Here is a 26,468-nt window from a genome sequence, read left to right on the forward strand (position 1 = left end):
GCAACTTCCAGCGGAGGCTGATTGAGCCCCATTAGCCTGAAAAACAAGATGACGGCAACCATATCCCTGCTGATAGCGGGGCTGCTGTCCATTCTTGCGCTTAGCACCCACCTTTATTTCACCGACCAGATCAAGGGCCTGCTTTACACGCAACAGTTCAACATGGTAACCGCCCTGGCCGACCAGATCGACGACAAGTTCCGGCTGTCGCAGGCCGAACTGGTGGCCACAGCACGTACCCTCAAAGCCGAGGCGTTGCGTAACCCGCACAACCTGCAAAGCTTCTTCGACCAGCGGCCGGGAAACCTGACCATGTTCGACAACGGGCTGTTCCTCTTTTCCGCACAGGGAACGCTCCTCTCGGGAAACCCGCTCGACAGCGGCATAATCGGCAAGAACTTCCTCTACCGCGACTACCTGAGAAAAACCCTTGCCACCAAACAGCCCTTCATCTCCGCCCCCTTCATCTCCGCCCAAACGCACCGGCACCCGATCATCATGCTCACCGCACCTGTGCTGGACGATAAGGGAGATGTGGCTGCGATCCTGGCGGGGAGCATAGACCTGGCAAAGGACAACTTCATCACGAAGGTCGGCAAGATCACCCTTGGCGAAAAGGGCTACCTCTACCTTTACAGCCCTGACCGGGTGATGATCGCCCACCCCGACAGCCGCAGGATTTTCAAGCAAGACGTCCCGCTTGGGAAAAACCGTCTCTATGACGAGGCGATCGAGGGGTTCGAGGGGACCGGGGAAACCACCAACTCCAGGGGTGTCCATGTCATAAGCTCCTTCAAGCGGCTCCAGACAACCAACTGGATCCTCGCCAGCAACTTCCCGCAGCAGGAGGCCTACGCCCCGATCTACCGGGCACGCAGCTACATCCTCGCCGCGCTGTTCGTGGTATTTCTCATCTCCATGCTCGTGGTCTGGCTCTGCACGAAGTTCCTGACCGCCCCGCTCATCTCCTTCACCGAACAAATCAGGATGCTGACCCAGAACAAGGAGGGGGAGACCGCGCCAGTCAATATCGCCGCAGGCGATGAGATCGGCGTCCTCGGAGAGGCCTTCAATCAGCTCCTGAAGGAACTGCAACAGCAAAAATTCGAGCTGAAACGGCAACTTGAATTCTCCCAGAAGCTCCTCGAGGTGACGCCGATCCCGGTGTTCTACAAGGGGCCCGATGGCAGGTATCTCGGTTGCAACCAGGCCTTCCTCGACTTCACAGGTCTCACCAGGGAACGGGTGATCGGCAAGACCGTCTTCGACGTCACTCCCGGACCGCTCGCCCAAGTACACCACCGTTCGGACCAGGAGTTGATTGCCGGGGGCGGCCTCCAGGTCTACGAAAGCAAAACCTCGCACGTCGATCAGGCAGAGCGTGACGTCATCTTCTTCAAGACCAGTTTTACAGCTGCAAACGGCGCCTGCGGTGGGGTGCTGGGCGTCATGCTCGACATCACCGAACACAAAAAGGCCGAGGCGGACCTGCAGTCGCAGAAGGAATTTGCCGAGAGCCTGGTGTTGAACATGACGCAACCCACGTTCGTGCTGGACTGCGAGCACCGGGTCATCATGTGGAATCGCGCGCTGGAGACCCTCACCGGGATCAAGCCAGGCGAGGTGCTCGGTTCGCACCATCTCGGCAAGATCTTTTACGAGGCAGACAGGCCGGTCCTGGCAGACCTGGTGCTGGACGGAAACCCCGACGAGGCCGTCAAGTACTACCGCAATTATCGCAAGTCCTCCCTGATCGAGGGAGGGGTGCAGGCCGAGGGATGGTACGAGGATCCGGACGGCAAGGGGCACTACATCACCCTCAACGCGGCGCAGATCCGCGACCGCCAGGGGAGGGTGGTCGGCGCCATCCAGAGCCTTGAGGACATCACCGAGCGCAAGCAGGCCGAGGACGCGCACGAAAAGACCCGGCGCCAATTGCAGCTCATCCTTGACGCGGCTGGTGAAGGGATCAACGGCGTCGACATGCAGGGGCGCATCACCTTCGTCAACCCGGCAGCGGCGCAGATGGTGGGTTGGACCCAGGGGGAGCTTCTGGGGCAGCACCAGCACTCCCTCATGCACCACACCAGGGAGGACGGCTCCCCGTTTCCGGAACAGGAGTGCCCGATGTCGGCCGCCTGCTTCGACGGACGTCCCTACCAGGGGAGCGACGAGTTGTTCTGGCGCAAGGATGGAAGCAGTTTCTACGCCGAGTACAACTGCAGGCCGCTGCGCGAGGGCGGAGAGTTGGTAGGTGCCGTGGTCGTCTACAAGGACGTGACCGAACGCAGGCAGGCCGATGAGCAGTTGCTGAAGCTGTCCCAGGCCGTGATGCAGAGTCCCGTCGCCATCATAATCACGGATGCCACAGGCAAGATCGAGTTCGTCAACCCGCGTTTCACCGAGGTCGCAGGCTACACCTCGGACGAGGTCATCGGACAGAACCCGCGCATCCTGCAAAGCGGCAGGACCTCGCCCGAACTCTACCAGGGGATGTGGGACACCATCACCTCGGGCCGCGTCTGGACCGGCGAGTTGTACAACCGCCACAAAAACGGCACCACCTTCTGGCAGCACGCAACCATCTCCCCCATCCTGAACAGTTCCGGCACCATCAGCCACTTCATGGCCTTCATGGAAAGCATCGGTGATCGCAAGAAACTCGAAGAGCAGCTGAGGCAGGCACAGAAAATGGAGGCGATCGGGCAGCTTGCCGGCGGGGTTGCCCACGATTTCAACAACATACTCACGGTCATCCTCGGCTTCGGACAGCTGTTGCAGCACTCCCTCCCCAAAGGCGACCCCATGCTGGACCACATGGAGCAGATCCTCGACGCAGCCGACCGGGCGACGCACCTCACCAGGAGTCTTCTGGCCTTCAGCCGCAAGCAGGTCATGGTGATGCAGCAGGTTGAGCTGAACGAATTGACCCGCAGGCACGCCAAGTTCCTGGTCCGGATCATCGGCGAAGACGTGACCCTCAAAACCTCCTTCAGCAACCAGGAGCTGCTGGTAATGGCAGACAGCGGACAACTGGAGCAGGTGCTGATGAACCTCGCCACCAACGCCAGGGACGCCATGCCTACCGGCGGTGAACTCACTATCAAGACCGAGCTGGTCACCCTCGACAAGGAATTCCATCGCCAGTACGGCTACGGCGTGCCCGGGCGCTACGCCCTCATCACCGTGGCAGACTCCGGAACAGGGATGGATGCTGAAACCCAGCAGAAGATCTTCGAGCCCTTCTTCACCACCAAGCTCCCCGGTCGCGGCACCGGACTGGGGATGTCTATCGTGTACGGGATCATCAAGCAGCACGGCGGCTACATCACCGTCTTCAGCCAGGTGGGCTTCGGCACGACGTTCAGCATCTACCTGCCGCTGATCACCGAGAAGGTGCAACCGAGCGAGAAGCCCGCCACCTTCATCCCGGAAGGGGGGAGCGAGACCATCCTGGTCGTGGAGGACGACGCAGCGGTTGGGCGGCTGGTCGAGTCGGTCCTTAAGAGGTATGGCTACCAGGTCATATTGGCGAGCAGCGGCGACGACGCGTTGCACCTTTTCGAGTCGAGGTGGCAGGAGATCAGCCTGGCCCTGCTTGACGTGATCATGCCCAAGATGAACGGCAAGCAACTCTGCGAGGAGTTGCGCAGGCTTTCGCCCCAGTTGAAAGTGTTGTTCCTGAGCGGGTATACGGCCGACATCATACAGGACAAGGGGATCTTCCTGGAAGAGGGCGTCGACATCATCAAGAAACCGGCTAGGCCCATCGAACTTGCCAGGAAGGTGCGGGAGATGCTCGACACCTGATCCCCTTCCCCCATACGCGAACAGGGGAGTGGAGGCGCATTCCGAATAAAACACATACAATTCAACTACTTAAAGGGGCAATATTGTGTTGATCGAGAACATCACCATGGATGAGTTCGCCCAGGGGCTGGAGGTATGCAAGACTGTTTATATTCCTTTTGGATCCGTCGAAGAGCATGGCAGCCATCTGCCGCTTTCTACAGACACCATCGAGGCTTACGAGGTGGGAAAACGAGCCGCCGAGCGGATTCCTCTGTTCGTGGCGCCGCCGGTACATTACGGCTGCTGCCGCTCGACGTCGCGCCATCCAGGCACCGTATCCATCAGCACGGGGACTTTGAAGGCATTGTTGAAGGACATCGTGCGCTCGCTGCACGCCCAGGGGCTCGTTAACTTCATCGCGCTTACCGGGCACGCCGGCGGTTCACACCGCATGGCGCTTCAGGATGCCGGCGAGGAACTGATCCAGGAATTGCCCGACATAAACGTGGCCGTCGTCACCGAGTACGAACTTGCCAAGGAAAGCGGAGCCCATCTGATCGAGACCCGCGGCGATGCCCATGCCGGCGAGATCGAGACCTCGCGCATCATGCATTCGCATCCGCATCTGGTCAAAGGCCTTTCTGCTGCCGAGTACCCCAATTTTCCGATCGGGATCCTGGTTCGGGACAAGCAAAGCTTCTGGCCCGGCGGAGTCTGGGGTGACCCGGGCAAGGCAAGCGCGGAAAAGGGCAAGATCCTGGAATCACTGGTGGCCGACAAGGTTGTCGAGCTGGTAAAGGCCCTCGAGAGCCGCCTCTGGTAGTTGCCCAAAAAAGCGGCTTCCAAATTTGGCCTACAGAGGGACTTTTCGATCGGGTGCAGGGGTAACCTTGCACCCGATTTTTGCTGCAGACGCGCTGGGAGGGCCTTTATGGGGTCGGCGGCCTCCGACCGGCCGAAAGCTTCTTTGCCCGCAACGATGGGACAGGAGGGACAGGTGTGTAACGCGAACCTCGAAGCCTGGAGAGTTTCCTAAGCTGGACCTTTGTTGTGAAAGCGCAGGTGGCGTCAGCGAGGGATCGACCGGGGCGTGAACCGGTCACGAAGGAAACGGGACGCGGCGCGCGTGATCAGGGCGGAGGAGAATTACGTCGAACCGTTATCGAGAGAGTGACAGATCTAACCGCCAGGCACCTGTCGGGCACGACGTACCATTTTCTTCGGCAGGGAAGCGTTCCGAAAGACGGGGAGGACCCTCGAGGGCCAACCATATCAAAAAACCTACTTGCAACTTGACATAATATATCTTATGGGACATTCTGTGTAGAATTCCCTAATGATAAAAAGTCCCTTCTTTCGTCAACCTCTAATGCCTACGGGCGGGACAAAACTAAAGCGGCTATCGGCTGTCAGTCATGCGAACTCTTCGTAGACTGCTCCACGATAGGCCGCTTTTTCTGTGTCGAGTGGTCCGGTGCTGAGTCCTTCCAGTTCCGCGAAGCGGCTACGCCTCTTGGGTTTATTACCTGTTCGCAATCTCTGACAGAGGTTGAGAATGGGTAAAGCTCTCTATAAGTACCTCTCCGGGTTTTCCTCCCTTGAAGACTACATGGAAGCTCAAGGGTTGAAACGCCAGCTTCAAACAGCCGAAGGCCGTCAAGCGTATCTCCGCGAAAGTCCCCTCTACAGAAAACAGGCGGGACGGATCGGGTTTAAGGTGCGCTCCTATCGCTCCGGCGAAATAACCGGGGCGCAGTTCCTGACCGGTAGACAACACAAGGTGATGCCCCCTTCCCGCTCCGGTGATGTTGTCTCTGACGGGTTTACCCAGTCGGCAAAAAACAAAATTCGCAGAGCTGTTGAATGTTCCTCTGCCTTTCTTGGCAAGTTCTGCACCCTTACGTTTTCCCCTCGTTTTGTTCGTGATCTTCAAAACGATATTCAATGCGGTTATGTGGTGCCTAGGCCCAAAAATGATCCTCTTGAGTCCGATGGGACCATAAATCACAAATGGGCAAAAGATGAACTAAAAAGGTTTCTCAATACCTGTGCTGTCAAACAAAAGCGCCTAGGTCGTGTGCTGAATTACGTCTGGGTCGCGGAGCTGCAGGAAAACGGAAATATTCATTTCCATATTCTGTGGGATCAATTTTTTCCTATCAAATGGCTTACGAAGATATGGGGGCAAGCCTCTAACAGCGTTGACATAGAGAAAATGAAGAATCCACTTCATGCCGCAAACTACATGCGGAAATACATAACGAAGGATCAAACGTCCCATATACGTGGGAACCGGTACAACATTAGCGCCGGGTTGAGGGCTACCATGAAGCCAATCGAAAAAGTCATTGCTGAAATGACTCACAGTCAGGCAATCGGCCAAAAAGGCGGTGAAATTCTGGAAGAAATGCGCGACACCCTCATGGCCGCTCAGTCCATGATTGAAGCTCGCGGCGGTCGCGTCATAGACGCCGGTTTCGGTTTCTCCGTCCCGGCCCCCCGCTCCTCCAAGGAGTATACCGACCGCAAAACGGGGGAAAAGAAAAGGAGTCGCGGAGTAGACCCCCGACTCGGTAAACGGATTGTTTCCATGCTCTCCACCTTCGGAGAGCAAATAAACGCGCAGATTGCGCCGTTCTAAAGGAGTAATGCCAATGCAAGCAAAAGTTCGTGTTCTCAACGTATCCACCAAGTCCGGTAACAAAGAAGGCCGTGCATGGAGCTTCGACAACATCACCCTGCTCGATCTGGAGTCCTTCGACAAGCTCAACCTGCGTCTGCCTGACGGCATGATAGCCGGGATTCGCCCCTATGAGGGCAAAGAAGGCGTTGCCAGCCTCGGCTTCGATGCAAAAACCGAGAAAGTCACTTTTCTCGGCTTCAAGGCGGCGGCCTAGTCATGGGCGAGGAACTGATAAGGGCGTCAAATAATCTTTGCTGGTTCTTCGGTTCCTTTCTGGCTGTGATCATTCTTGCGTGTCTCTGTTCCGGCTGTTCGTCCTCCAGGGCGACCAATGACATGCAGGGGTTCTGTCACATGGCTCCCGCCTCGGAAGCGTTCGTTCGGTGGCAACAAACAGCGCCCTTCTAAGGGGATTTGCATGATTACCTACAACGTCATTGCTGTTTCGGACATTCAGGAATTTAACTGGGCCTTCACGCTCGTTGTTGCGTGGCTCCCTGCCCTTTTCGGCATCAAGGCAATAGTACGCCTTGCCACGAGGTCTTAAAATGACACTGGCCGAAAATTATCAAGTAATTGCAGGTTTCGCCGGGCTAATTGTCGGGGGTATTACATTGTGGGTGCTTCTCGACTGGTAGCAAATAAAAAAACAGGAGGTAGCAAAATGAAACAGATGGTCAAGAAGTGCGGTAAAGCGGTTGGCGGGGCTGCCCTCGCCGTGGGTGCTGCTGCTGGTCAGGCTGCGGCTGCTGTCGATCTCACCGGGATCACCATCGACACCACCGGCCCGGAAGATCTGGCCAAGATGATCCTGCCGGCGCTCTTCGTCATGTGGGCGATCCGGAAGCTGATCAAGCTGACCAACCGTTCCTAATCGGCGGGGTCCGGCTCCAGCAAAAAAGGGGGTGGGGTTTATGCCCTGCCCCTTTTTTAATTTCCTTCAAAGGTGGTTCCTATGAGGTCATTATTTTTTCTGCTTCTTCTGGTTATCATTCCGGTTTCGGCTTATGCCATTGACTGCACTCAGATTCCTACCGATATGGCGCCCGGTGGTCCAATATCCCAATTTCGTTCCTACCAAAAAGACGGATATGCCTACATTCCCGGTCCCCTTATTGGGTCGGAAACTGGAGATGCTTGTCTCGGTAAAGGGACTGAAAACACTTACTTCATTTTCACCGGTGATGCCTTCTATAGAACCTGTGTTCCTACGTCTGGGGGGACCTGTGATAATCTCACGTACTGGGGTACCTATAGCAAATACTCAATAACGAAAATTGCCTGTGATGTTCCTCCCCCTCCCGATCCCACCACCTATCCGAATCACTGCTCCAATAAAGCTCAAGATGTGGATGAAACCGGCATAGACTGCGGCGGTTCCTGTAAGGCTTGTATCAAAAAGTGTCCAAATGGTACTTCAGAGTTTTACGTTAAAAATATAGATGGTACTGGTGAAGGCGGTTATGTATGTGCCGCAGTGGTCCTACCTGATAGTGCCGGGAACTGTCCTAATGGATACCAAAAAACCAAAACGGCTGATTCCACCATTTATCCGACGGGAACTCCTATCTGTGCTGCTCCCTCAGATTACGTCGATGTTTCGCCGGATGTTGGTCCAGAAAATACGCCGACCGTCGAACCGCCTCCCAACTGGCAAACGGGTACAACCTCTTACACTGATTTTGGTAGTGGTTCTGGTGGTACAACCACAAATCCCAATACCTCTACCACTACTAATGAAGGGACTAAATCCGGTGCTCCTGCTGGTACTCAGTCTTATACCACAACTACAACCGTATCTAGTAAAACATACAATACTGGTACAACTACACAGACAACAACCACAACAACAACCACTAATAATTATTACAGTGGCCCTGGTGGTACTGGTGATAAATTAGGTTCTGATACTACTACTGAAGAACAGGGACTTCCTGAAGATAATCCATCAAACTACGACTATAACCCAGCAATTGCACCGGACGGGCCTATCAGTATTGGAGAATCCGAATATGGTCAAGGGCCAAACTGGGAATCCATAAAAACAAACATAGATTCAAAACTTCAAGAATTATCCGATTCGATAACTGGCAATCAGATACTTACTTCAGATCCAACTTGTGCAATTACTGGTTCAATCATGGGTCGTTCATACACAATTAGTTTCTGCAAGTATCAATCATTTCTTGAATCAATGGGGGTCTTTCTCCTAGCTGTAACTTACCTAGCTGGATTCATTTATCTTTTTGATCGGGGGTAAAAATGCCTGCTTTAATTGCTGCTGCTCTTGCTTGGCTCGCTCGTATCCTTCCTGCCCTTTTCTCATTTTCTCGGGTACTTACACTCTTTAAGGGTCTTCTCTCTGCTGGTCTTTTCACCATTGGGATTCCTCTTGCTATCAACTGGGGTATCTTCAAAGTAATGCAGAATTTTTCTGCTCCCCTTTTCGATACTCTTGGTCTTTCCCCTCAGTCTATCCAATTAACTCAGCTCGGTGCATGGTTTGCTGTCTGTCTCAAACTTCCTGCCTGTCTTTCCGTGTTCCTTGGGTTCGTTGCAAAACGTGCTGTTCTTAACATGGTGAAAATTGGCGGTATTTTCTCTAAATTTACAACCGATCGTTATAGTCATTAATAGGAGTTTTCCTAATGCAAAAAGTTATCACTGGTCCTCCACGTGCTGGTAAAACTTACTGGGCTGTTCGTCATGTACTCGTTACCTATTTCAAGTGGGATAATGAGTTATTCACTTGGGTTCCCAAGTCGGATAAAACACCTTTCATTCTTACCAATATAGATGGTCTTAGAATTCCCCATGTTAATCTTGATGTTTTTCTCAAACAACAAGGTTGTACTTTGGCTGATTTCCTTACTCTAGATAGGGTTGTTCCTTTCATCGAAAAAATAGGTGTGCCATTTGTTCTCCTTCTTGATGAGGCTCATGGTACGTTTCCATTTAATTTTAAAGATAAAGGTGCTGGTGATCCCCAAAAATCCACCCTTTATTTTTTCGGGTATCATGGTCACTATCCCATTGATATTTACCTTATTACACATTCTTGGACTGATTTATGTCCTTCCATAGCTCAAAGGGCCGAATATCAGATTGATGCAGAAAGACGCACTCTTTCTGCCGTTGGTGAATTCAGGTACTTCTATCTCCACCCCAAAACTCAGGAGAAATTAAATACTCAAGTAGTCAAATCAGATAAAAAGATACATATGATGTATCTGTCCTCCAATGGTGAACATAAAACAAACGAAATTAAACCAATTCGAAAACAACTTTATATAATTCTTGCTCTGTGTGTTGTCTCCGTGTTCTTCTTTCTAAAGTTCATGGGACATTTCGGTAACACCAAGAATTCCATAAAGCCAGCGCCCCGCCCCGCTGTGAGGGCGGGGGCGGGGGGCGCGTCGGTGCCGGTAGTTTCCAATATGCCGGTTAAGCCCACCCTTAAAATAATGTCAGCTCCCGTACAAAGGTCATACAGTAGTCTTAAGCCTCCTGCGGTCAAAAAACAGTCATACGTTCAGGTTTCTCTGGCTGGTGCGTGGTTCGGGGATAAACTGGTGGCAGTCGATCTGTTTGGGCAAGTGGTTCCTATTTCCGAATTGCCGTATAGCTATTCGGTGGACCGTAAAAACAGGCGGGCGCTTGTATCTGTTCCTGATGATGTGGTGGCGGCTCTTCGTCCTGGTCTTTGGGTGGACAATTCGCGGGTGCTACAGGTGGCAAGGGCTGCTGATCCGGCTCCCCCCTCCCCGGCTCCTGTCCTCTCTCCTACTGCTCACGAACCTCCTTCTGCGGCCAATCCCTTTAAGCGTTAATCCGGCCCCATAGCGCCCTTTAGGGCGGTCAAAGCGCCTTACCCTTCTGACCGTTCCTATATGGGCGCTTTTATTGTGTACCTGCTCCCGATCGGAGCCGTCCCCGCCCATTCACCCCTTCAAAGCCAAGCCTTTCCCATGATCCTTTAGCGAGTTGCTGAGAGGCTTCTTTTTCGGTGGTGTCCTCCCCACCACTTCATCAAGGGATACTCCAAAAGCATCAGCAAATTTGATAGCAGTCTCTAAGCTGCAATTTTTGCCGTTCATCAAATGGCTTATGTAAGATTGTCCTAATCCTACCTTTTCGGCTATCTGTTCCTGTGTATATCCCCTTGATTTAAGAGACTCTAAAAATTTCTTTATCATATTCGCCTCAAATATTATTGACAGTAATATATTACTTGTGGTAATACCTTGTTCCCATGGAATCCTTCATCAATGAGCACATGACCGTTGAGAAAGTGACCTCCGAGGGGATCGCAATAGTTACCCTTCGCATCCCTTTAGACATGCTTGATGACATTACGGCGCTTGCTGAGCACGCAATACATGCGTCTCGCTGGATTGCTCGCCGTAGTCGTTCACACAAGTGTGGCAATTTTGCCGCATATCCTAGCAGATTCATGAGGTTGAACAAGTGAAAAATGGGGAAGTGCGCAAAACAACTTTACTTTCTATATCTTATGAGACAATTGCAGCTATCCCCTTCGATCCTCCCGCAAAAAAACACACACCAACCAATAACAACCAACCGGGCCGGAACTGAATCTGTTTTCGAAGTCCGGATTCGAAGATGCCGTGACTCTTTCAGTACCCGCGCGTAAAGTCATGGGAAAAATGGATCAAGTGTAGCTTGTCATATGCCGAGTAGTAATTGTGATGATGCTGACAATGTCTAATTGTGTGGTATCAGTTTAAGGCTTCTCGTAAAAACGAAACTAACCGCGTACTACCACACCAAAACAGCCTCAAGTGGAGATTCTTATGTCTTGTCTAAAGGTCAAGCTATACAGTCTTATTTTGGCTTTCCTCATCGCGGTAGCCCTTCCCTTCCAGGCCTCAGCCACAGAAAAAATATATACTCTGGCCGTCGTGCCTAATCTCCCAGCAGTGACACTACACAAGAACTGGACGCCTCTGGTGGATTATCTTTCACACCAGACGGGTGTAAAAATCGAGCTCAAACTCTACGACAAGATCACCACCTTCCTGGAAGACACCAAGGGTGAACATGTTGACTTCATGTATGCCGCCCCTAACATGTTCTACCTGGCCTACCAGAAGCAGAAATACATACCACTGGTACGGGGATCGAACATGCTGCGCGGCCAGGTCTTCGTCCGCAAGGACTCGCCGTACAGCCAGGTGAAGGACCTCAAGGGAAAGACCATCGCCATAGTCGGTCCCAAGAACGTCTGCAGCGTCATCACGCGCCACGCCCTTCTCACCGGCCAGCAGATCGATTTCAACGTATTCTACAGCGGTTCCACCATCAACGTTGCCAAGAGCGTCCTGGTCGGCAAGGCAGATGCCGGAGCCACCCTGGACAGCAGCATGATCGACGACTTTCCCGAGATGCAGAAGGAGTTCCGGGTTATCATGAAAACCCAGGAGGTGGCCTCCCACCCTTTCGCCGCTCACCCGAGGGTCCCCAAAAAGGTTCGGGATGCGGTGACGACCGCCCTGCTCAACCTGGACCACACCGAGCAGGGGCGCAACATGCTGAAAGCGGTCAAGCTCGTGGCGCCCGTGAAAGCTGATTTCCGACGGGATTACGCCTTCTTTGCCGACGTCAACTTCGACCTGCTCGACAAACAGCAACCCAAGTAGCCCGGTCCCGTGATGTTCAAGCGCCTAGAGGTAAAGATCACCGTATCGCTGGCCCTGATCCTGACCGCCATGATCGCCGTTTACGGCTGGTGGACCGGCAGTCGGCAGCAGTCGATTTACGTCCAGGCGCTTTCGGACAACCTGCGGGTCCTCGCCCATAGCCTTGCGGACAACGCCGCGGGCTTCATCGTGACCCAGGAGTACGCCGGGCTCGAAGCGCACATGCTGAACGCGGCGCAGATGCCTGACGTAGTCTCCATCCAGGTAGTGGAGCCCAACGGCAACCTGCTGTGCAACATCGAGCGTCCTTCGCGCAGCGTCCCTCCCCGGCTCATATACGGCAAGAAGGCCGTTACCGTCCTCACCACGCGGGAACCTCTGCTGAGACGCCAGGGAGACCAGTTGGTTTGCTGGGCGCCCATCTCAGCCGGGACCCACCTGGGGTGGGTACGGATGGCACTCAGCCTGGAAACGGCAAACCAGCTGCAACGGGCCACCTGGCACAGCAGTCTGCAGATCGGCGCTCTCTGGATCCTGGTTGGCACCCTCCTGATGGTCCTGGTGGTCAAACGACCGCTGCGGGCGGTACGTGAGCTCAGCCGGTTCGCACAGGATTTACAGGATCACAAGGGGGCCCAGGTCTCGGTGCAGCGCGGAGTCTACGAGATCGACCAGCTGGCCGACGCCCTGAACCATTCCTCTACCGAACTGCGCGACGCCGAACAGCGCCTGATAGCTGAGCAGGAACGGCTAACCGTCACCCTGCAATCCATAGGCGACGGCGTCATCGCCACCGACACCGGCGACCGGATCGTGCTGCTGAACCAGGTCGCCGAGGTTCTCACCGGCTGGAGCGAGGCTGAAGCCCGATGGCACCGGCTGGACCAAGTGCTTAAACTGGCGGGAGAAAGAGAGCACTCGGAAGTGATGGCGGAGCTTCACCACGTGATCGAGGCGAGGCAGGCCCTTGAACTACCGGGTCAACATAGACTTTTTTCCAAAAGCGGCGCCGAACGGACAGTAACCGTCAACAGCGCGCCTATCATCAACAGCTCGGGGGAACTGGGCGGGATGGTCCTGGTAATCCGCGACATCACGGAAAAAGCCAAAATGGAGGCCGAAAAGCGGGGACTGGCGCAACAGCTGGTGCAATCTCAGAAGATGGAGGCGGTTGGCCAGTTGGCAGGCGGAGTTGCCCATGACTTCAACAACATGCTCAGCGTCATCATGGGGCATGCGGAACTCGGGATGCTCACTGCCGAGCCTTCCGGTCAGATGCACGACCGGCTCAAGGAAATTCTCGATGCAGCACGGCGCTCGGCCGACATCACCAAGCAGTTGCTGGCCTTCTCCAGGCAGCAGCACGCCGAGCCCAAGGTCCTCGACCTGAACGAGACCATAGCCAAGATGCTTAAAATGCTGCATCGCCTGATCGGCGAGGATATAGATCTTTCGTGGTCGCCGGGCTTCGACCTTTGGAAAGTAAAGCTCGACCCGTCCCAACTGGACCAGGTCATGGCGAATCTTTGCGTCAACGCGCGCGACGCCATCGCCGGGGTCGGCAAGATAGAGATCTACACCCAAAACGTCGCCCTCAACCTGCACGACCAGGCGCGGATGGCAGACCTGGTGCCGGGCGACTACGTGATGCTGGTGGTGTCTGACAGCGGCAAGGGGATGTCGCGGGAGGTCATGGACCGGATCTTCGAACCCTTCTACACCACCAAGGAACTTGGACGCGGCACCGGCCTCGGGCTCGCCACCGTGTTCGGCATCGTGAAGCAAAACAGAGGCAACATCGAGGTCGCCAGCGAACCCGGCCATGGCGCGACCTTCCGTATCTACCTGCCTGCGGTGCATGAGGTTGCCCAGGAGTCGAAGCCGGAAGTGGAAAAACCCGTGGGAGGCACGGAGAGCATCCTGCTGGTCGAGGACGAACCCGCCATCATGGAGATAGGGACGACGATCCTGTCCCAGCTTGGCTACACCGTCTATGCGGCGGGCTCACCGGACCAGGCCATCGAGATCGCGGCCGACCACAAAAAGGCGATCGACCTCCTGCTGACCGATATCATCATGCCGGGGATGAACGGTCGCGACCTGTCCGAGCGGCTCTTGAAAAGCCGCCCCGGCCTGAAGTGCCTGTTCATGTCGGGTTACACGGCCGATGTCATCGCGGAGAGGGGCAAGGTGGACGAGGACATGTGTTTTCTGCAAAAGCCCTTCACCATGCATTCGCTGGCGACCAAGGTGAGGGAGGTTCTGACCGAGCCATAAGATGCCGAGCGGCACCCCCGGTGACATCCGCCCCGGAGGTGCCGCGAGTGTGGAAGGGCTACCTCCCCATCATCCCCCCACTCCCCGTCATGCCGCCGAAGTAGGAGGACATGTTGTGGAACGGTTGGCCGATGGTGATGTTGTTGAGATTCGAGGACATCTGGGTCATCAACTGGGTCATATCCGCGTCGGTAGCGGCGGCCCGCACCGATGACATGTTGCTGAACATCGCCCCCATCATGCCCCGATAACGGTTGACGTCCACCACGGTATCACTGCCGGACTGGTAGACCTGCCCCATCTGCCCCCCCATCAGGGTAGCCATCTTCTGGGCGGTCGCGTGAAGCGCCTGGTTCTGCCCGGCCATGTAGTCCCCCATCACGTCGGAGTCCTGCGCAACGTGCAATTTGAGCCGCAACTGCTCCATCGCCTCGGTCATGGTGTAGTTGCCGGTCTCCATCATCTCCCGCACCTGGGTGGTGAGGGGGCTGATGAAGTTGCTGCTCACCGTTCCGGATACGCTGTCCTTGGGAAGGCTCAAGAGGTAGCTGTGTGCCACCGGCAGCCCGGTATCCTGGTCGATAGTGACGTCCTTGACGGCGAGGGCGACGATCGGGTATTTGCCGAGATCGGCGGGGTCCACGGTGAGCGAATAAACGCCGTTGGCATCGGTCTGCATGTTCGGCTCGCCGTCATCGAGACGGTAGTTGTTGTTCTTGTCCATGAAGACCGTCGCCTTCTCCAGGTAACCGTCGGCCACCTTGCCTGCAACCTTGGCCGCAGTGGTGGAGGAAGAACCACCGCCACACCCTGCCAGCATACCGACCGCCAATACAGCTGCTGCCGCTGCAATAATCTCTCGTTTCATAGTAATACCCCCTCTTCTATCCCTGTAAGTTGTCAATTTCAAAAGTCGTAAGAAACCGCGATGCCGCTGCCGTAATCGGCACTGCTGCGGGTCCACCCCTTGGCCACGTACCCTTCGATGCTGGTGCGACCGGTAACCAGGTACTTCAGTTTCAGCCTCGTTTCCACCAGTGCGCTGGCTCCCTCTATGGGAGCCGTGGAAGTCTTCACCACCACCATGGGCATCAGCGAATCTGTTACTGCGTAACCTGTTCCTGCACTGAAGCTCAAGTAGTCCTTCAATGCGAGAACCGAGGAATGCCCCTGGAAGGTGTAGCCCGTCTCGACGAAGGAGTACCACCTGTCCATCTGTTTGAAGAGTTCAACCGCGCCTCCTTCGTCAAAGGCCCCTGTGCCCAGCGCCTTGCTCTCGTCACCGGTAGGGAATTTCACGAAGAGGTAGGGGCGGATCCGCGGCATGAGATCCCCCTCCGGTACCAGCACGTAGCCGGCCTTGGCGGTCATGTCGCCGGGACCGCTCGCGGAGCGGCCGTAGCTGTCCGGCTGTGCAGAGGACATGGAGCCGCTGCCGCCGTGCTGGCCGTTCATCGCTGCCACTTCTTTCTGCATCCCTGCCATCTGCCCACCCGAGCCGAGGAGAACGCCGGTATTCACGGCAGAGTTGCTCTGGTAGACGTACGGTATTTCCAGGGAAAAGCCGAGGCGATCGGTGGCAGCGAGCGACAAGGTCACGGGAATGGAGATGGACCGCGTTGTGACGCCGGTACCGTAATCGCCCGAGGCGAACTCGAAGCCGAGGGTTGCGGAAAGCGCAGGCCCTTCCGCGTGGACCCGCTGCGGAACCAACAGACATCCCGCAACCAACAAAACGCCAACGACCTTGAAACTGATACCCGCCTTGATCATCATCACCTCATGGCACAGCCGGAGTTCGGCGCTAGCGCCGCATGCCGCCGCCCATCATACCGCCGCCACGCATGAAACCGCCGCCCAAACCACCGCCGAACCGGCCATCCTGCGATCGCATACTTGCCCCGGCTCCCTTGCTCGACCAGGCTGGTTCGCCGCTTTCGCTGCGCAGTTCGACAGCGGCTCCCGTGGTCTTGTTCACCAGCTTTTGGGTCAGCAGGTAGTCTTTGCCATCCTGCCCCTGCGCCCTGGCGCCTTTGGCGCTGATCTCGTCGTTGACCCGAACGGCGATTCCCTTTTTCTGCCAGAAGCCGCCCGGCCCTACGCTCAGGTTCACGGTGCCGGACGCCGTGTGAACCTCCAAGATGTACTGCTCGTTTTCAACCTGGTGCGGCGCGGCACTGACACGACCGGAAACGCTCCCCACGGTGTTGAGGTCGTAGCCCCGGTTGAAGTCAAGACCGCTTTTCCCTGTGTTGTCCGAACCGAAGCCGAGAAACCCCGCGGAAGCATCCCCGAGCCACAGCCCGTTCAGGAGCAAAGTCATTATCATAAAAATAAGCCGCCCACCTGCCATAACAATGCACCGTCCTTCCGATTGGTCACCACATCGGATGCAACATGCAGCATCCGGTCAGCAGCGCAAATGCCGCCACTAGTACAACCACCGCCATCGTCTTCATCGCTCCCCCTTTTTTCCGGTTACCGGCACTACTGAACAACACGCTACCTTCCAACGCCTCGACCTCCTTTTTTGAAATGTGGATGGTCAAGGGGTATCACGGTCCGTGCCAGTTCGCGGCGGCATCGTAACTCGCCGATTTCACTCGGTCTGTCGCTGCCGCACTTGTCCTGGGGAAGCCTATTGGGTGCAAGAAATTGCACCGTCACTCACCAGTCTTGCACCACTCACCCCTCATCGAGAAAGCCGTACTCTTTCAGCTTGTACTGCAAAGAGCGGCGGGAGATGCCGAGCTCCGCTGCCGCGAGGCGGCGGTTGCCGCCATGTTTCGCGATCGCCTGCGCGATCAGGTCGCGCTCGGCCCCTTTCAGGCGCTCCCTGCTGTCCAGTTGCCCTCCCTGGATCTTGGACACGATCTCGTCCGGAAGCGTAGACGCCCGGACCTGGTCTTTGGACAGGATCACCGCCCTTTCCATCACGTTTTGCAGTTCGCGGACGTTGCCGGGCCACTCATAGCGACGTAGAGCGGCGAGGGCATCGTGCTCGATCCCCTTCAGCGTCTTGCCCAGCTGTGAGCTGAAGCGTTGCATGAAGTATTCGGCCAAAATATCAATGGCACCCGACCTTTCCCTTAGCGGCGGGAGTTGCAGCGGGAAGACGTTGAGCCGGTAGTAGAGGTCTTCACGGAAGCGACGCTGGGTGACTTCCTCGCGCAGGTTCCTGTTGGTCGCGGCGATGATGCGGACGTCGGCCTTTATCTCCCGGGTCCCCCCCACCCTCTCAAACGACCGCTCCTGTATCACCCGCAGCAGTTTCGCCTGAAGGGAAAGGGGCATCTCCCCAATTTCGTCCAGAAAGATGGTGCCTCCCTTCGCCAACTCGAATTTACCCTGGCGCGCCTGGATAGCACCGGTAAAAGCGCCCTTTTCGTGACCGAACAGCTCGCTCTCCAGGAGGTTTTCCGGTATGGCAGCGCAGTTTATGGCGACAAAGGCGCCCTTGCTTCTCTTGCTCATAAGGTGAATGGTCCGGGCCACCAATTCTTTGCCGGTGCCGCTTTCACCGTAGATCAGCACGTTCGCCATGGTGGCGGCCACGTCATGGACCAGTTGCCGCACGGCGCGCATGGAATCGCTTGCGAAAAGAAGCTCCTCCGGCGGCAGCCCTGCGGACTCGGATTCCTTGAGGGAAAGGTATTCCCGGGTCCGGCTTTGCGTCTCAATGGTCCTTTGTACCAGAGCGAGCAGTGCCTGGGGGTCCTTCAATGGCTTGGTCAGGAAGTCCACCGCTCCCTCTTTGATGGCGCAGACGGCCTCGTCGACGGTACCGAAAGCGGTGAGGAAGATAAAGGGGGGCGCACCGGGATCCGGCCTCGTCTCCCGAAACAGGTCAAGACCGCTTTTCCCGGGAAGCTTCAGGTCGGAAACCACCACGTCAAAGCCGGTCTGGCGCAAAAGGCGCAACGCCTTTACGCCGTCGGCGGCGGCCTCCACCTGGTACCCTTCGTCCTGCAGGATGGTCTGCACAAAGGCGCGAAAGGTTTCGTCATCCTCAACAACCAGTACTGATCCCTTCATCTCGGCTCCTCTACCTGGTCAGCGGGCACGGGGGAGGGTGAGCGTGACCACCGTCCCCTCCCCTTCCCTGCTTTGCAGCGTGATGCTGCCACTGTTTGCTTCGACGATCTTCTTGCACAGGGCAAGCCCAAGCCCAGTCCCCCGGCTTTTCGTGGTGAAAAACGGCTCGAAAACTTGCTGGCGATGCTCCTCGGCTATGCCGCTGCCGTTGTCCCGAACGCTGATGACGGCATCCCTGCCCGACCGCTCCGCCAATAATTGCAGTAGCCCGCCGTCAGGCATGGCCTGAAGCGCGTTATGCCCGAGATTAAGCAGCGCCTGCTCGATCCGGTCCCGCTTGCCGTGCACCAGCAAGTCGTCGGGGCAGCGCCAGGTGACGCCGACCCCCTGAGCACGGGCATCCGGCTGGAGCAGGGAGACGGTTTGGGCAAAAAGGGGAGCAAGAGGGAAATCCTCCCGCGCCTCAGGCTCGTTCGCCGCGTAGGCCAGAAGATCGTTCACCAGGCTCTCAAGGCGCACCGCCTCGGTCACGATGCTCTGGGCAAAGGCAGCGTTGCGGGACTCCTGGGGCTTGGCGGCTATTACCTGGGCGAACCCCTTGATACCCGCAAGGGGATTGCGTATCTCGTGGGCCAGGACGGCCCCCATTTCGCCCAGTTTTGCCAGTGTCTCCCTGCGTGCCAGTTCCTCCCGGTGGCGCTCGTCGCGCCGCGCATACCGCGCCAGGCCGAAACTCAAGAGCCACCCCATCACGACCAGCATGAGCACGATGGTCATGTTGAGCCTGGCGCGCCGGACTACCGCGTCGGCACGGTACGTATGCAGGGTGAGCACCAGGACAAGCGGCTCCCCGCCCACCGTCACAGGTGAGGCGAACTGGTAGGCGCGCTCGCCGGTACCGAGGGTGACGCGGGTTTCGGACCTGGTGAGCAGCGGTACCTCCTTAGCGGACCGGCCGTCGACAGCGGTGCCGACCAGATCACGGTTGGAGTGGAAGCGGTAGACGCCCCGACGGTCGACAAGGGTGAAATATGCAACATCGGGGGGATGGAAGGAGTGCAGCGTCTCCAGGGAGGGGTCGTTGGCTGCAAGTTTTTCTATGGCAGTGGTAAGCGACAGCGCGAGCCCACGCAGGTTTTCCCTGGCTATGGGGCCGGCCTCGCGGTAGTCGTAGACGGCGAACCAGAGCAGACAGCAGGTGACGGCGAGGCCCAAGAGCAAGATCGCTTTCCTGAACATACTATCTACCAACACCTTTCACGGGTTGCCGCACCATTATGTGCGGAACTTCGCATGACAAGAATCGCAGCGCTTCACGGCAGAGGTGAAGGCTGCCCTGGCCCCTTCAAGATCGCCTTTCCGTGCGGCAGCGGCAAGGGCGTCGACATCCAGCTCGAAGCCGCTGGCGATACCCTGAAATTCTTTGAGTTGCACCACGTTTTTATGGGGCTGTGACTTCTTCAGATCCGCAGTAGTTGAGAGAAGGTAGTCAGTCTGCTTGACCACCCCCTTCAGATTCCCCTGCTCAAGCGACTTCTCGATCAACGCTCGGGCCTTGGCATAGCGTGGCATCATCTTGTGCAGTTTCGCCATCTGGGCGGTTGCCTGGTGATCGCCATGATGCTGCCCCTGGTGGGCGTCTGCCAGTGCGGAAACGAGTAACAGGGCTGCGGCTGCTGTCAGCATAAGGGACTTCATATCTTCTCCGGTCAGTGTTCCTTTATCTCAAGGGCAACATCGGCGTCGCCCGAGGCGCTGCGCCCGAGCTTGTCGGTAACCTTCCAGTGCACCTTCAGCGGGGTACCGGGCTGGTACGGCTCGGGATTCCTGGTTTTCAGCACCCCCGCCATGTCGAACACCGATTGATAGATGTCTCCCTCGATCTTCCTGCCATCGGCACCAGACAGCGTGAGCTCCTTGATGTCCACCGGCCGGTCGAAGAAGGCGTCGACTTCCTCGACGTTGGCGGCTCCCTTCTCCTTCATGCCGGTGACGCCCAAAAGCCGCGGTGCGGCAAGAGGGAGCACCGCACTCTCATCGGCCTTCGTGACGAGCTTATTTAGGGTACTATCGGCGCCTTCGACCTTGAAGACGACCGTGCTCACGCCGGCGAACTGGCGCAAGGTGAGCGTCACTGCATTTACCACTGCCTGCTGCACCTGCGGGTCGGACTTTATCGAATTCATTTCCTTGCTGAAGTTGACGGTCACCGTGCCTGCGGACTGGGAGACGTCGAGGACGCGGCTGCCGACCGGAAACGGTTGTGAGAGTTCCCCCTGGTATGATTTCTGGTCGCCCATACCTGCTATCAGTTTCCCCAGCGCCACCTTTTTCAGGCTGGCCTCATCGAAACTGAAGAACGGGAAAGGAAGCACCTTGCCGGCCTCCCTCGCGGAAGGGAAGTAGATGACAAAGCCGTAGCAGCTCCCCTTGTCCACCGGTGGAACCGCCCCGAAGTGCTTAACGAAAGCGCCGGTGGCGTTGACCCTTCCCTTGGCCTCGGGAGGCGGCTCCTGACGGGAAGTGCACCCTGCGAACGCGGTGACAAGAAGAAGCAGGCATACGCACCGAACGGTCCGGGCGAGGTTCATATTTGCCATGGAAAGTATCCTCTAAGATATTCTGGAGAAAAACACCAGCCGAAAATTCTTATGGTTCGATCAGTTACGCTTCAAAGCAACCTGTGCGAGACAGCAACAGCGGAAGAGGACGGGAGCAACCGGGTGGGGAAGGCTGAAGCAAAGGGCGGCTCCGGTTTCGAAGCCGCCCGGGCTGTACTACTTGACGGTATACCAGAACTTGGAGGTGCGCACCTGGCCGTCTTTAACCTTGAACTTGCACATCACGCCGTACTTGCCCTTCTTGGAGAGGTCGAAGTCTGCGCCGAAGTGCCCCTGCATACCCATGAGATCCTTGGTCTGCTCGGCCTTGTCAGGCCCCTGGACCTTCGCCGTCACCTCACCTTCGGTGATCGGTTTACCGGTCTTGGCGTCCTTGAATTCGACCGCGATGTGATGGGTTTCTTTCATCCCTTTGGGGAGTTCCATTTTCATGGCGGCCATGTGCTCCTTCATGCTCATGACCTTGAAGGTGGCCTTGACGCCCTTGACGACCTCTTCGTGAGCTACGCCCCCCATGTCATGGTCCATCTTCATGCTGCCATGATCCATGTTCATGGAACCGTGATCCGTTGCATAGGAAGCGATCGGAGCGGTCAGAGCGAGTGCGGCGGCAACCAGAACGACGAGTTTCTTCATGGTAAGTTCTCCTTTTGCGTGAAAAATAATCTGTTACTGACTAAGCACGCGGTGTGCCAAGAGCTAAAGTGCGGATTCCATGCGGTCTCCCGAAAATGAGCCGCAGCAAGATGAAGAATATTCTACTGCAACAGTAGCATATTCGGCTAATGCTTCATCCCCGAGTACTTCAATTTCCCTTTCTTCAGGTCGTGCTTCTTCATCAGCACGAAGATCACCGGAGTCATGATCAGCACGTGCACGGCGGACGATATCATCCCCCCGATCATGGGCGCCGCGATCGGCTTCATGACGTCAGCGCCGGTCCCGGAGGACCACATGATCGGCACAAGGCCGATCAGCGCCACCGCGACGGTCATCAGTTTGGGACGCAGCCTGAGCACCGCCCCCTCGAAGGTGGCATCGTAGATATCCTGTTCGGTGACCGGTCCCTTGAGCAGCTTCTTGTCGAGGGCTTCGTGCAGGTAGATGACCATGACCACACCGGTCTCGACCGCGATACCGTACAGGGCGATGAAGCCGACCCAGACGGCAACCGACATATTGTACCCGAGCAGTTTCACCAGGTACACCCCCCCTACCAGCGCGAACGGGACCGAGAGCATGACCATGCTCGCCTCCAGCGCGGAGTGGAAGGTGAAGTAGAGCAGGATGAAGATGATCAGGATCCCCGCCGGGACCAGCATCTGCAGGCGCGCCTTGGCGCGTACCTGGTTCTCCCACTGCCCCGACCAGGCGACGTAGTACCCCGGGGGAAGCTTCATCTGCTTCTCGAGCACCGTCTTCGCCTCGTTCACGAAGCCCCCCATGTCGCGACCGCGCACGTTGAGGAAGACGATGGAACGCAGGAGTCCCCCCTCGCTGTTGATCTCGGGGGCGCCGGTGGAAACCTTCAACTTGGTCACCAGCGAGAGCGGAACCTGGGCCCCCCCCATCCCTGAGACGAGGATGCGCTGGATGGACGGGATGTCGCTGCGCATCTCGCGCATATAACGCAGGCGGATCGGGAAGCGGTTGCGCCCTTCGACCGACGTGGAGAGCATCTCGCCGCCGAGCGCGGTGGAAATCACCTCCTGAATGTCCCCGACGGCGACGCCGTAGCGGGCGGCCGCCTCGCGGTCAATGTCGATGTCGATGTAGTTGCCGCCGGTGACCCTTTCCGCAACGACATCGGCCGCCCCGGGGACGGTCTTCAGTATCCCCTCGGCCTGCACCGCCAGGTCCTTCAGCACGTTCAGGTCGGAGCCGAAGAACTTGACCCCCAGGTCGGTGCGCACACCGGTGGAGAGCATGTTGATGCGGTTGATGATGGGCTGGGTCCAGCCGTTTCTGACCCCGATCTGCTGCAGCTTGCCGTCGAGTTCCGCCACTATGTCGGCCTTGGTGACGCCGGGGCGCCACTTGTCCTTGGGCTTCAGGATGATGATGCTCTCGAACATGGAGACCGGCGCCGGGTCGGTCGACGTCTCGGCGCGTCCGACCTTGCCGAGCACGTGCTCCACCTCCGGCATGCTCTTGATCACGGTATCCTGCACCTGGATCAGCCGCTTCGCCTCGTTGATGGAGATGTTGGGGAGCGTCACCGGCATGTAGAGGAGAGACCCCTCATCCAGGGGGGGCATGAACTCGCTGCCGATGCTCATGAACATCGGGATGGCGATGGCGAGCGCCACCACGTTGAGCGCGATGGTGGTCTTCTTCCACTTGAGCACCCACCGGATCACCGGGGAGTAGAGCTTGATGAAGAAGGTGGAGACCGGGTTGGAGCTCTCCGGCGGCATCTTGCCGCGCATCAGGAAATACATCAGCACCGGGACCAGGGTGATGGCGATGACGGCGGACCCCATCATGGAGAAGGTCTTGGTAAAGGCGAGCGGGTGGAACATCTTGCCTTCCTGCCCTTCGAGCAGGAACACCGGCACGAAGGAGAGGATGATGATGGCGAGCGAGAAGAAGATGGCGCGCCCGACCTGCTTGGCCGAGGCGATGATGACATCCAGGCGCTTCTCCTTGCGCTCCTCGGGGGGCATCTCGGAGAGGTGTCGGTAGCAGTTCTCCACCATGATGACGCCGGCGTCGACCAGCACGCCGATGGCGATGGCGATCCCGCCCAGCGACATGATGTTCGAGGTAACCCCCATGAGCTTCATGGTGATGAAGGATATGAGCACCGCGATGGGGAGCGTCAGCACGATGACCAGCGCGCTCTGGAAGTGGAGCAAAAACACCAGGATGACCAGCGACACCACGATCGATTCCTCTATGAGCGAGGACTTCAGGGTGTGGATCGCCCGCTCGATCAGGTCGCTTCGGTCATAGGAAACCATGATCTTGACGCCGGGAGGGAGCCCCTTCTCCAGGGAGACGATCTTCTCCTTGACCCGGTCGATGACGTCCTTGGCGTTCTCGCCGTAGCGCATGACCACGATGCCGCCGACGGCCTCGCCCTGGCCGTTCATGTCCAGCATGCCGCGCCGTATGGCGCCGCCGAGCTGCACGGTGCCCAGGTTCTTCACGTAGATGGGGGTGCCGCGCATGTCGGCGCCGACCACGATGTCCTCGAGGTCCGCGGTGGATTTCACGTAGCCACGTCCGCGGATCAGGTATTCGGCGTCGGCCTGCTCTAAGAGCCTCCCCCCCACGTCGTTGTTGGACTTCTTGATCGCATCGGCCACCTGCCCGACCTTGATGTTGTAGGCAAAGAGGCGGTTGGGGTCGAGGTCGACCTGGTACTCGCGCACGAAACCGCCGATGGAGGCGACCTCGGCCACGCCCGGCACCGTGTTCAGCTGGTAACGTACGAACCAGTCCTGCAGGGTCCTCAGCTGCTCGAGGTCGTACCCCTTCCCTTCAAGCGTGTACCAGAAGACGTGGCCGACGCCGGTGCCGTCCGGCCCGAGGGTGGGTACGACACCCGAGGGAAGGAGGCTCGCGGCGTAGTTCAGGCGCTCGAGGACGCGGGTCCTGGCCCAGTAGATGTCCGCCTTGTCCTCGAAGATCACGTAGATCATGGAGAAACCGAAGGCGGAGGAGGCGCGCACCGCGCGCACCTGCGGCAGCCCCTGCAGGTTCACGGCCAGCGGGTAGGTGACCTGGTCCTCGACCACCTGCGGCGAACGACCCGGGTAATCGGTGAAAACGATGACCTGGTTGTCGGAGAGATCCGGTATCGCGTCCACCGGCGTCTTGTAGACTGCCCAGACGCCCCAGGCTATCAGCAGGGCGAAGAGCATCAGCACTATCACCCGGTTGCGGGCGGAATATTCGATGATCTTTTCAATCATGTAAAACCTCAGTGCTCATAGGAATGCCAGCAACTACATCTTCATATCGCCCATGTCCAAGCCGCCGCCCTTCTTCGGTGCGGCAGGCGCAGCCGGAGCCGGAGCGCCGTGCCCCTGGTGCTCGCCGGCTCCCCCAGGCGCCGCGGGTGCGGCAGCCCCGCCGGCGTGCCCCTCGTGACCGCCACCGCCGCTGCCGCCGGAAAGCTGCGATTCGGAATCGATCAGGTAGCCGCCGGAAGCCGCCACCTTGTCACCCTGTTTCAGGCCGGAAAGGATCTGCACCTTGTCCCCGACCCGGGCGCCCACCTGCACGTCGTGCGGCTCAAACATGCCGGGCTGCGATTCCACCCAGACCACCTGCCGCTTGCCGGTGTCCATGAGCGCGGTTGCCGGCACGACCAAGGCGTTCCCCAGGGGGGCCTTGATCTTGGCATTGACGAACATGTCGGGCTTCAGCTTGAGACCGGGGTTGCCAAGCTCCACCCTCACCTTCACGGTACGGGTCTTGGGATCGAGGAACGGGTAAATGAAGGAGACGCGCCCGGCGAAGGTCTTGCCCGGATACGACTGGGAAACGATCTCGACCCGTTGTCCCATCTTCACGAAGCTGAACTCGTTTTCGTACACCTCGACCTCGACCCAGACGGTGGAGAGGTCGGCGATGTTGAAGAGCGGGTCGCCCATGTTCACGTACTGCCCTTCCTGCACCACCTTCTCGATCACCACGCCGGAAAGCGGCGTGTAGATGGGGAGCTTGATGTTGGGGTGCCCCGCCTTCTCCAGGCCCGCGATCTGCTCGTCCTTCACCCCGAGGAGCTTAAGCCGCTGGCGCGCGGAGGCGACCAGCCCCTCCCCCCCCTGGGAGATGGCGTCGATGCTCGATTTCTTGAACTGTTCGCGGCTTCTCAGCGCCAGGAGGTACTCCTGCTGCGCGGCCACCAGGTCGGGGGAGTAGATCTCCGCCACCGGCCGCCCCTTGGAAACGAAGGCACCCACGGTATTAACGTTCAGCTTGTCGATGCGCCCGGCCACCCATGCGGTCACCTTGGCCTGCCTGGCCTGGTCGTACTGCACGATGCCGACGGCGTTGATCTCCTTGGAGAGCGGGGCGTACTCGGCCGGTACCGTGGCCACGTTGGCCATCACCGACTGGGTCGGGGAAAGCGAGACGTGGCCTAGCATCTTCTGCTCCTCGGCACTCGCCTGGGTTCCCTCCACCTTCTTGATCAGCTGCATCCCGCAGATGGGGCAGGTGCCGGGCTTGTCCTTGATGATGAAGGGGTGCATGGCGCAGGTGTAGAGGACCTGTCCCTGGGCCGCCTTTTCCTTTCCTGCCGGGGCCTGGTGCTTCTGCTGCCACAGGTAGTATCCTCCGCCGGCTGCCGCCGCTACCAGGATCAGGACGATGGGAATTGCGACCTTCACGCTTTTGTTCATTGTTAATACCTCGCAGGGGTAGAAAATTCGCGTTCAGCTCCTC

23 protein-coding genes are annotated in these 26,468 nt (G+C 57.6%); 12 read left to right on the top strand and 11 right to left on the bottom strand.

What is annotated here, in order from left to right; all coding sequences use genetic code 11:
* Window positions 1-21 precede the first annotated feature (21 nt).
* The 9 genes from KP003_RS09090 to KP003_RS09125 all read left to right on the top strand — a co-directional run bounded on the left by KP003_RS09090 (window position 22) and on the right by KP003_RS09125 (window position 10,305).
* A complete protein-coding gene (locus tag KP003_RS09090) occupies window positions 22-3,810 on the top strand; it encodes a PAS domain S-box protein (protein WP_217300606.1) in 3,789 nt (1,262 codons plus the stop codon).
* A gap of 85 nt (window positions 3,811-3,895) precedes the next feature.
* Entirely contained in the window at window positions 3,896-4,615 is a 720-nt protein-coding gene (locus KP003_RS09095) for a creatininase family protein (RefSeq protein WP_217300607.1), read from the top strand.
* Window positions 4,616-5,347: 732 nt separating this feature from the next.
* On the top strand, window positions 5,348-6,433 hold the full coding sequence (locus KP003_RS09100) for a rolling circle replication-associated protein (protein ID WP_217300608.1): 1,086 nt from the start codon (window positions 5,348-5,350) through the stop codon (window positions 6,431-6,433).
* Between the two features lie 13 nt (window positions 6,434-6,446).
* The gene (locus KP003_RS09105) at window positions 6,447-6,689 is read left to right on the top strand and encodes a hypothetical protein (protein WP_217300609.1); all 243 of its coding nucleotides are present in this window, start codon (window positions 6,447-6,449) and stop codon (window positions 6,687-6,689) included.
* A 204-nt stretch (window positions 6,690-6,893) separates the two neighbouring features.
* Window positions 6,894-7,022 (top strand): hypothetical protein, encoded by a 129-nt coding sequence (locus tag KP003_RS21480; protein WP_275423241.1) that lies wholly within the window; start codon window positions 6,894-6,896, stop codon window positions 7,020-7,022.
* Between the two features lie 117 nt (window positions 7,023-7,139).
* Window positions 7,140-7,349 (top strand): hypothetical protein, encoded by a 210-nt coding sequence (locus tag KP003_RS09110; protein ID WP_216498773.1) that lies wholly within the window; start codon window positions 7,140-7,142, stop codon window positions 7,347-7,349.
* Window positions 7,350-7,430: 81 nt separating this feature from the next.
* Window positions 7,431-8,735 carry a hypothetical protein gene (locus KP003_RS09115; RefSeq protein ID WP_217300610.1) on the top strand — a complete coding sequence of 435 codons (1,305 nt, stop codon included), beginning with the start codon at window positions 7,431-7,433 and terminating at the stop codon, window positions 8,733-8,735.
* Window positions 8,736-8,737: 2 nt separating this feature from the next.
* On the top strand, window positions 8,738-9,109 hold the full coding sequence (locus tag KP003_RS09120; protein WP_217300611.1) for a hypothetical protein: 372 nt from the start codon (window positions 8,738-8,740) through the stop codon (window positions 9,107-9,109).
* A 14-nt stretch (window positions 9,110-9,123) separates the two neighbouring features.
* Window positions 9,124-10,305, top strand: coding sequence for a zonular occludens toxin domain-containing protein (locus tag KP003_RS09125; protein WP_217300612.1), 1,182 nt, complete (start codon window positions 9,124-9,126; stop codon window positions 10,303-10,305).
* Between the two features lie 111 nt (window positions 10,306-10,416).
* Here KP003_RS09125 and KP003_RS09130 read toward each other — a convergent pair whose 3' ends face one another.
* Window positions 10,417-10,671 carry a helix-turn-helix domain-containing protein gene (locus KP003_RS09130; protein WP_217300613.1) on the bottom strand — a complete coding sequence of 85 codons (255 nt, stop codon included), beginning with the start codon at window positions 10,669-10,671 and terminating at the stop codon, window positions 10,417-10,419.
* 774 nt (window positions 10,672-11,445) lie between these two features.
* On the opposite strand from KP003_RS09130, the gene KP003_RS09135 reads away from it, so the two are divergent.
* Window positions 11,446-12,135: a phosphate/phosphite/phosphonate ABC transporter substrate-binding protein gene (locus tag KP003_RS09135; protein ID WP_239027646.1), complete on the top strand. Its 690-nt coding sequence runs from the start codon at window positions 11,446-11,448 to the stop codon at window positions 12,133-12,135.
* Window positions 12,136-12,147: 12 nt separating this feature from the next.
* Window positions 12,148-14,412 (top strand): ATP-binding protein, encoded by a 2,265-nt coding sequence (locus KP003_RS09140; protein WP_217300615.1) that lies wholly within the window; start codon window positions 12,148-12,150, stop codon window positions 14,410-14,412.
* A 58-nt stretch (window positions 14,413-14,470) separates the two neighbouring features.
* Here KP003_RS09140 and KP003_RS09145 read toward each other — a convergent pair whose 3' ends face one another.
* From KP003_RS09145 to KP003_RS09155, 3 genes are read right to left on the bottom strand one after another with little or no spacing between them, the layout of a single operon-like run.
* Window positions 14,471-15,280 carry a hypothetical protein gene (locus KP003_RS09145; RefSeq protein ID WP_216498780.1) on the bottom strand — a complete coding sequence of 270 codons (810 nt, stop codon included), beginning with the start codon at window positions 15,278-15,280 and terminating at the stop codon, window positions 14,471-14,473.
* Window positions 15,281-15,318: 38 nt separating this feature from the next.
* On the bottom strand, window positions 15,319-16,185 hold the full coding sequence (locus KP003_RS09150) for a transporter (protein ID WP_217300616.1): 867 nt from the start codon (window positions 16,183-16,185) through the stop codon (window positions 15,319-15,321).
* Between the two features lie 31 nt (window positions 16,186-16,216).
* Complete coding sequence (locus KP003_RS09155) at window positions 16,217-16,741, bottom strand: MamS/MamX family magnetosome protein (RefSeq protein ID WP_236026876.1); 525 nt, start codon at window positions 16,739-16,741, stop codon at window positions 16,217-16,219.
* 68 nt (window positions 16,742-16,809) lie between these two features.
* Between KP003_RS09155 and KP003_RS09160 the strand changes: the two genes are divergently transcribed.
* A complete protein-coding gene (locus KP003_RS09160; RefSeq protein WP_216498783.1) occupies window positions 16,810-17,001 on the top strand; it encodes a hypothetical protein in 192 nt (63 codons plus the stop codon).
* Between the two features lie 96 nt (window positions 17,002-17,097).
* Here the strand turns inward: KP003_RS09160 and KP003_RS09165 are convergent, their stop codons facing one another.
* The 7 genes from KP003_RS09165 to KP003_RS09195 form a co-directional block, all read right to left on the bottom strand.
* Complete coding sequence (locus KP003_RS09165; protein WP_217300617.1) at window positions 17,098-18,447, bottom strand: sigma-54-dependent transcriptional regulator; 1,350 nt, start codon at window positions 18,445-18,447, stop codon at window positions 17,098-17,100.
* 18 nt (window positions 18,448-18,465) lie between these two features.
* Window positions 18,466-19,686, bottom strand: coding sequence for an ATP-binding protein (locus KP003_RS09170; RefSeq protein ID WP_217300618.1), 1,221 nt, complete (start codon window positions 19,684-19,686; stop codon window positions 18,466-18,468).
* Between the two features lie 36 nt (window positions 19,687-19,722).
* Complete coding sequence (locus tag KP003_RS09175; protein WP_217300619.1) at window positions 19,723-20,145, bottom strand: cytochrome c; 423 nt, start codon at window positions 20,143-20,145, stop codon at window positions 19,723-19,725.
* A gap of 11 nt (window positions 20,146-20,156) precedes the next feature.
* Window positions 20,157-21,047 carry a GerMN domain-containing protein gene (locus KP003_RS09180; protein WP_217300620.1) on the bottom strand — a complete coding sequence of 297 codons (891 nt, stop codon included), beginning with the start codon at window positions 21,045-21,047 and terminating at the stop codon, window positions 20,157-20,159.
* 177 nt (window positions 21,048-21,224) lie between these two features.
* Window positions 21,225-21,704, bottom strand: coding sequence for a hypothetical protein (locus KP003_RS09185; RefSeq protein ID WP_216498787.1), 480 nt, complete (start codon window positions 21,702-21,704; stop codon window positions 21,225-21,227).
* Between the two features lie 146 nt (window positions 21,705-21,850).
* A complete protein-coding gene (locus KP003_RS09190) occupies window positions 21,851-24,988 on the bottom strand; it encodes an efflux RND transporter permease subunit (RefSeq protein WP_217300621.1) in 3,138 nt (1,045 codons plus the stop codon).
* 33 nt (window positions 24,989-25,021) lie between these two features.
* Window positions 25,022-26,425, bottom strand: a complete 1,404-nt coding sequence (locus KP003_RS09195) for an efflux RND transporter periplasmic adaptor subunit (RefSeq protein ID WP_217300622.1) — start codon at window positions 26,423-26,425, stop codon at window positions 25,022-25,024.
* Between the last annotated feature and the right edge of the window lie 43 nt (window positions 26,426-26,468).

Origin of the sequence: Geomonas diazotrophica (genome assembly GCF_019063885.1) — a bacterium.
GTDB lineage: Bacteria > Desulfobacterota > Desulfuromonadia > Geobacterales > Geobacteraceae > Geomonas > Geomonas diazotrophica.

Excerpts from the sequence above, each read along its gene's own strand:
- KP003_RS09100 (WP_217300608.1), top strand. The coding sequence starts at position 5,348 with ATGGGTAAAGCTCTCTATAAGTACCTCTCCGGGTTTTCCTCCCTTGAA.
- KP003_RS09105 (WP_217300609.1), top strand. The coding sequence starts at position 6,447 with ATGCAAGCAAAAGTTCGTGTTCTCAACGTATCCACCAAGTCCGGTAAC.
- KP003_RS21480 (WP_275423241.1), top strand. The coding sequence starts at position 6,894 with ATGATTACCTACAACGTCATTGCTGTTTCGGACATTCAGGAATTTAAC.
- KP003_RS09110 (WP_216498773.1), top strand. The coding sequence starts at position 7,140 with ATGAAACAGATGGTCAAGAAGTGCGGTAAAGCGGTTGGCGGGGCTGCC.
- KP003_RS09115 (WP_217300610.1), top strand. The coding sequence starts at position 7,431 with ATGAGGTCATTATTTTTTCTGCTTCTTCTGGTTATCATTCCGGTTTCG.
- KP003_RS09120 (WP_217300611.1), top strand. The coding sequence starts at position 8,738 with ATGCCTGCTTTAATTGCTGCTGCTCTTGCTTGGCTCGCTCGTATCCTT.
- KP003_RS09125 (WP_217300612.1), top strand. The coding sequence starts at position 9,124 with ATGCAAAAAGTTATCACTGGTCCTCCACGTGCTGGTAAAACTTACTGG.
- KP003_RS09130 (WP_217300613.1), bottom strand. The coding sequence starts at position 10,671 with ATGATAAAGAAATTTTTAGAGTCTCTTAAATCAAGGGGATATACACAG.
- KP003_RS09140 (WP_217300615.1), top strand. The coding sequence starts at position 12,148 with ATGTTCAAGCGCCTAGAGGTAAAGATCACCGTATCGCTGGCCCTGATC.
- KP003_RS09145 (WP_216498780.1), bottom strand. The coding sequence starts at position 15,280 with ATGAAACGAGAGATTATTGCAGCGGCAGCAGCTGTATTGGCGGTCGGT.
- KP003_RS09150 (WP_217300616.1), bottom strand. The coding sequence starts at position 16,185 with ATGATCAAGGCGGGTATCAGTTTCAAGGTCGTTGGCGTTTTGTTGGTT.
- KP003_RS09155 (WP_236026876.1), bottom strand. The coding sequence starts at position 16,741 with ATGATAATGACTTTGCTCCTGAACGGGCTGTGGCTCGGGGATGCTTCC.
- KP003_RS09160 (WP_216498783.1), top strand. The coding sequence starts at position 16,810 with ATGCAGCATCCGGTCAGCAGCGCAAATGCCGCCACTAGTACAACCACC.
- KP003_RS09165 (WP_217300617.1), bottom strand. The coding sequence starts at position 18,447 with ATGAAGGGATCAGTACTGGTTGTTGAGGATGACGAAACCTTTCGCGCC.
- KP003_RS09170 (WP_217300618.1), bottom strand. The coding sequence starts at position 19,686 with ATGTTCAGGAAAGCGATCTTGCTCTTGGGCCTCGCCGTCACCTGCTGT.
- KP003_RS09175 (WP_217300619.1), bottom strand. The coding sequence starts at position 20,145 with ATGAAGTCCCTTATGCTGACAGCAGCCGCAGCCCTGTTACTCGTTTCC.
- KP003_RS09180 (WP_217300620.1), bottom strand. The coding sequence starts at position 21,047 with ATGGCAAATATGAACCTCGCCCGGACCGTTCGGTGCGTATGCCTGCTT.
- KP003_RS09185 (WP_216498787.1), bottom strand. The coding sequence starts at position 21,704 with ATGAAGAAACTCGTCGTTCTGGTTGCCGCCGCACTCGCTCTGACCGCT.
- KP003_RS09190 (WP_217300621.1), bottom strand. The coding sequence starts at position 24,988 with ATGATTGAAAAGATCATCGAATATTCCGCCCGCAACCGGGTGATAGTG.
- KP003_RS09195 (WP_217300622.1), bottom strand. The coding sequence starts at position 26,425 with ATGAACAAAAGCGTGAAGGTCGCAATTCCCATCGTCCTGATCCTGGTA.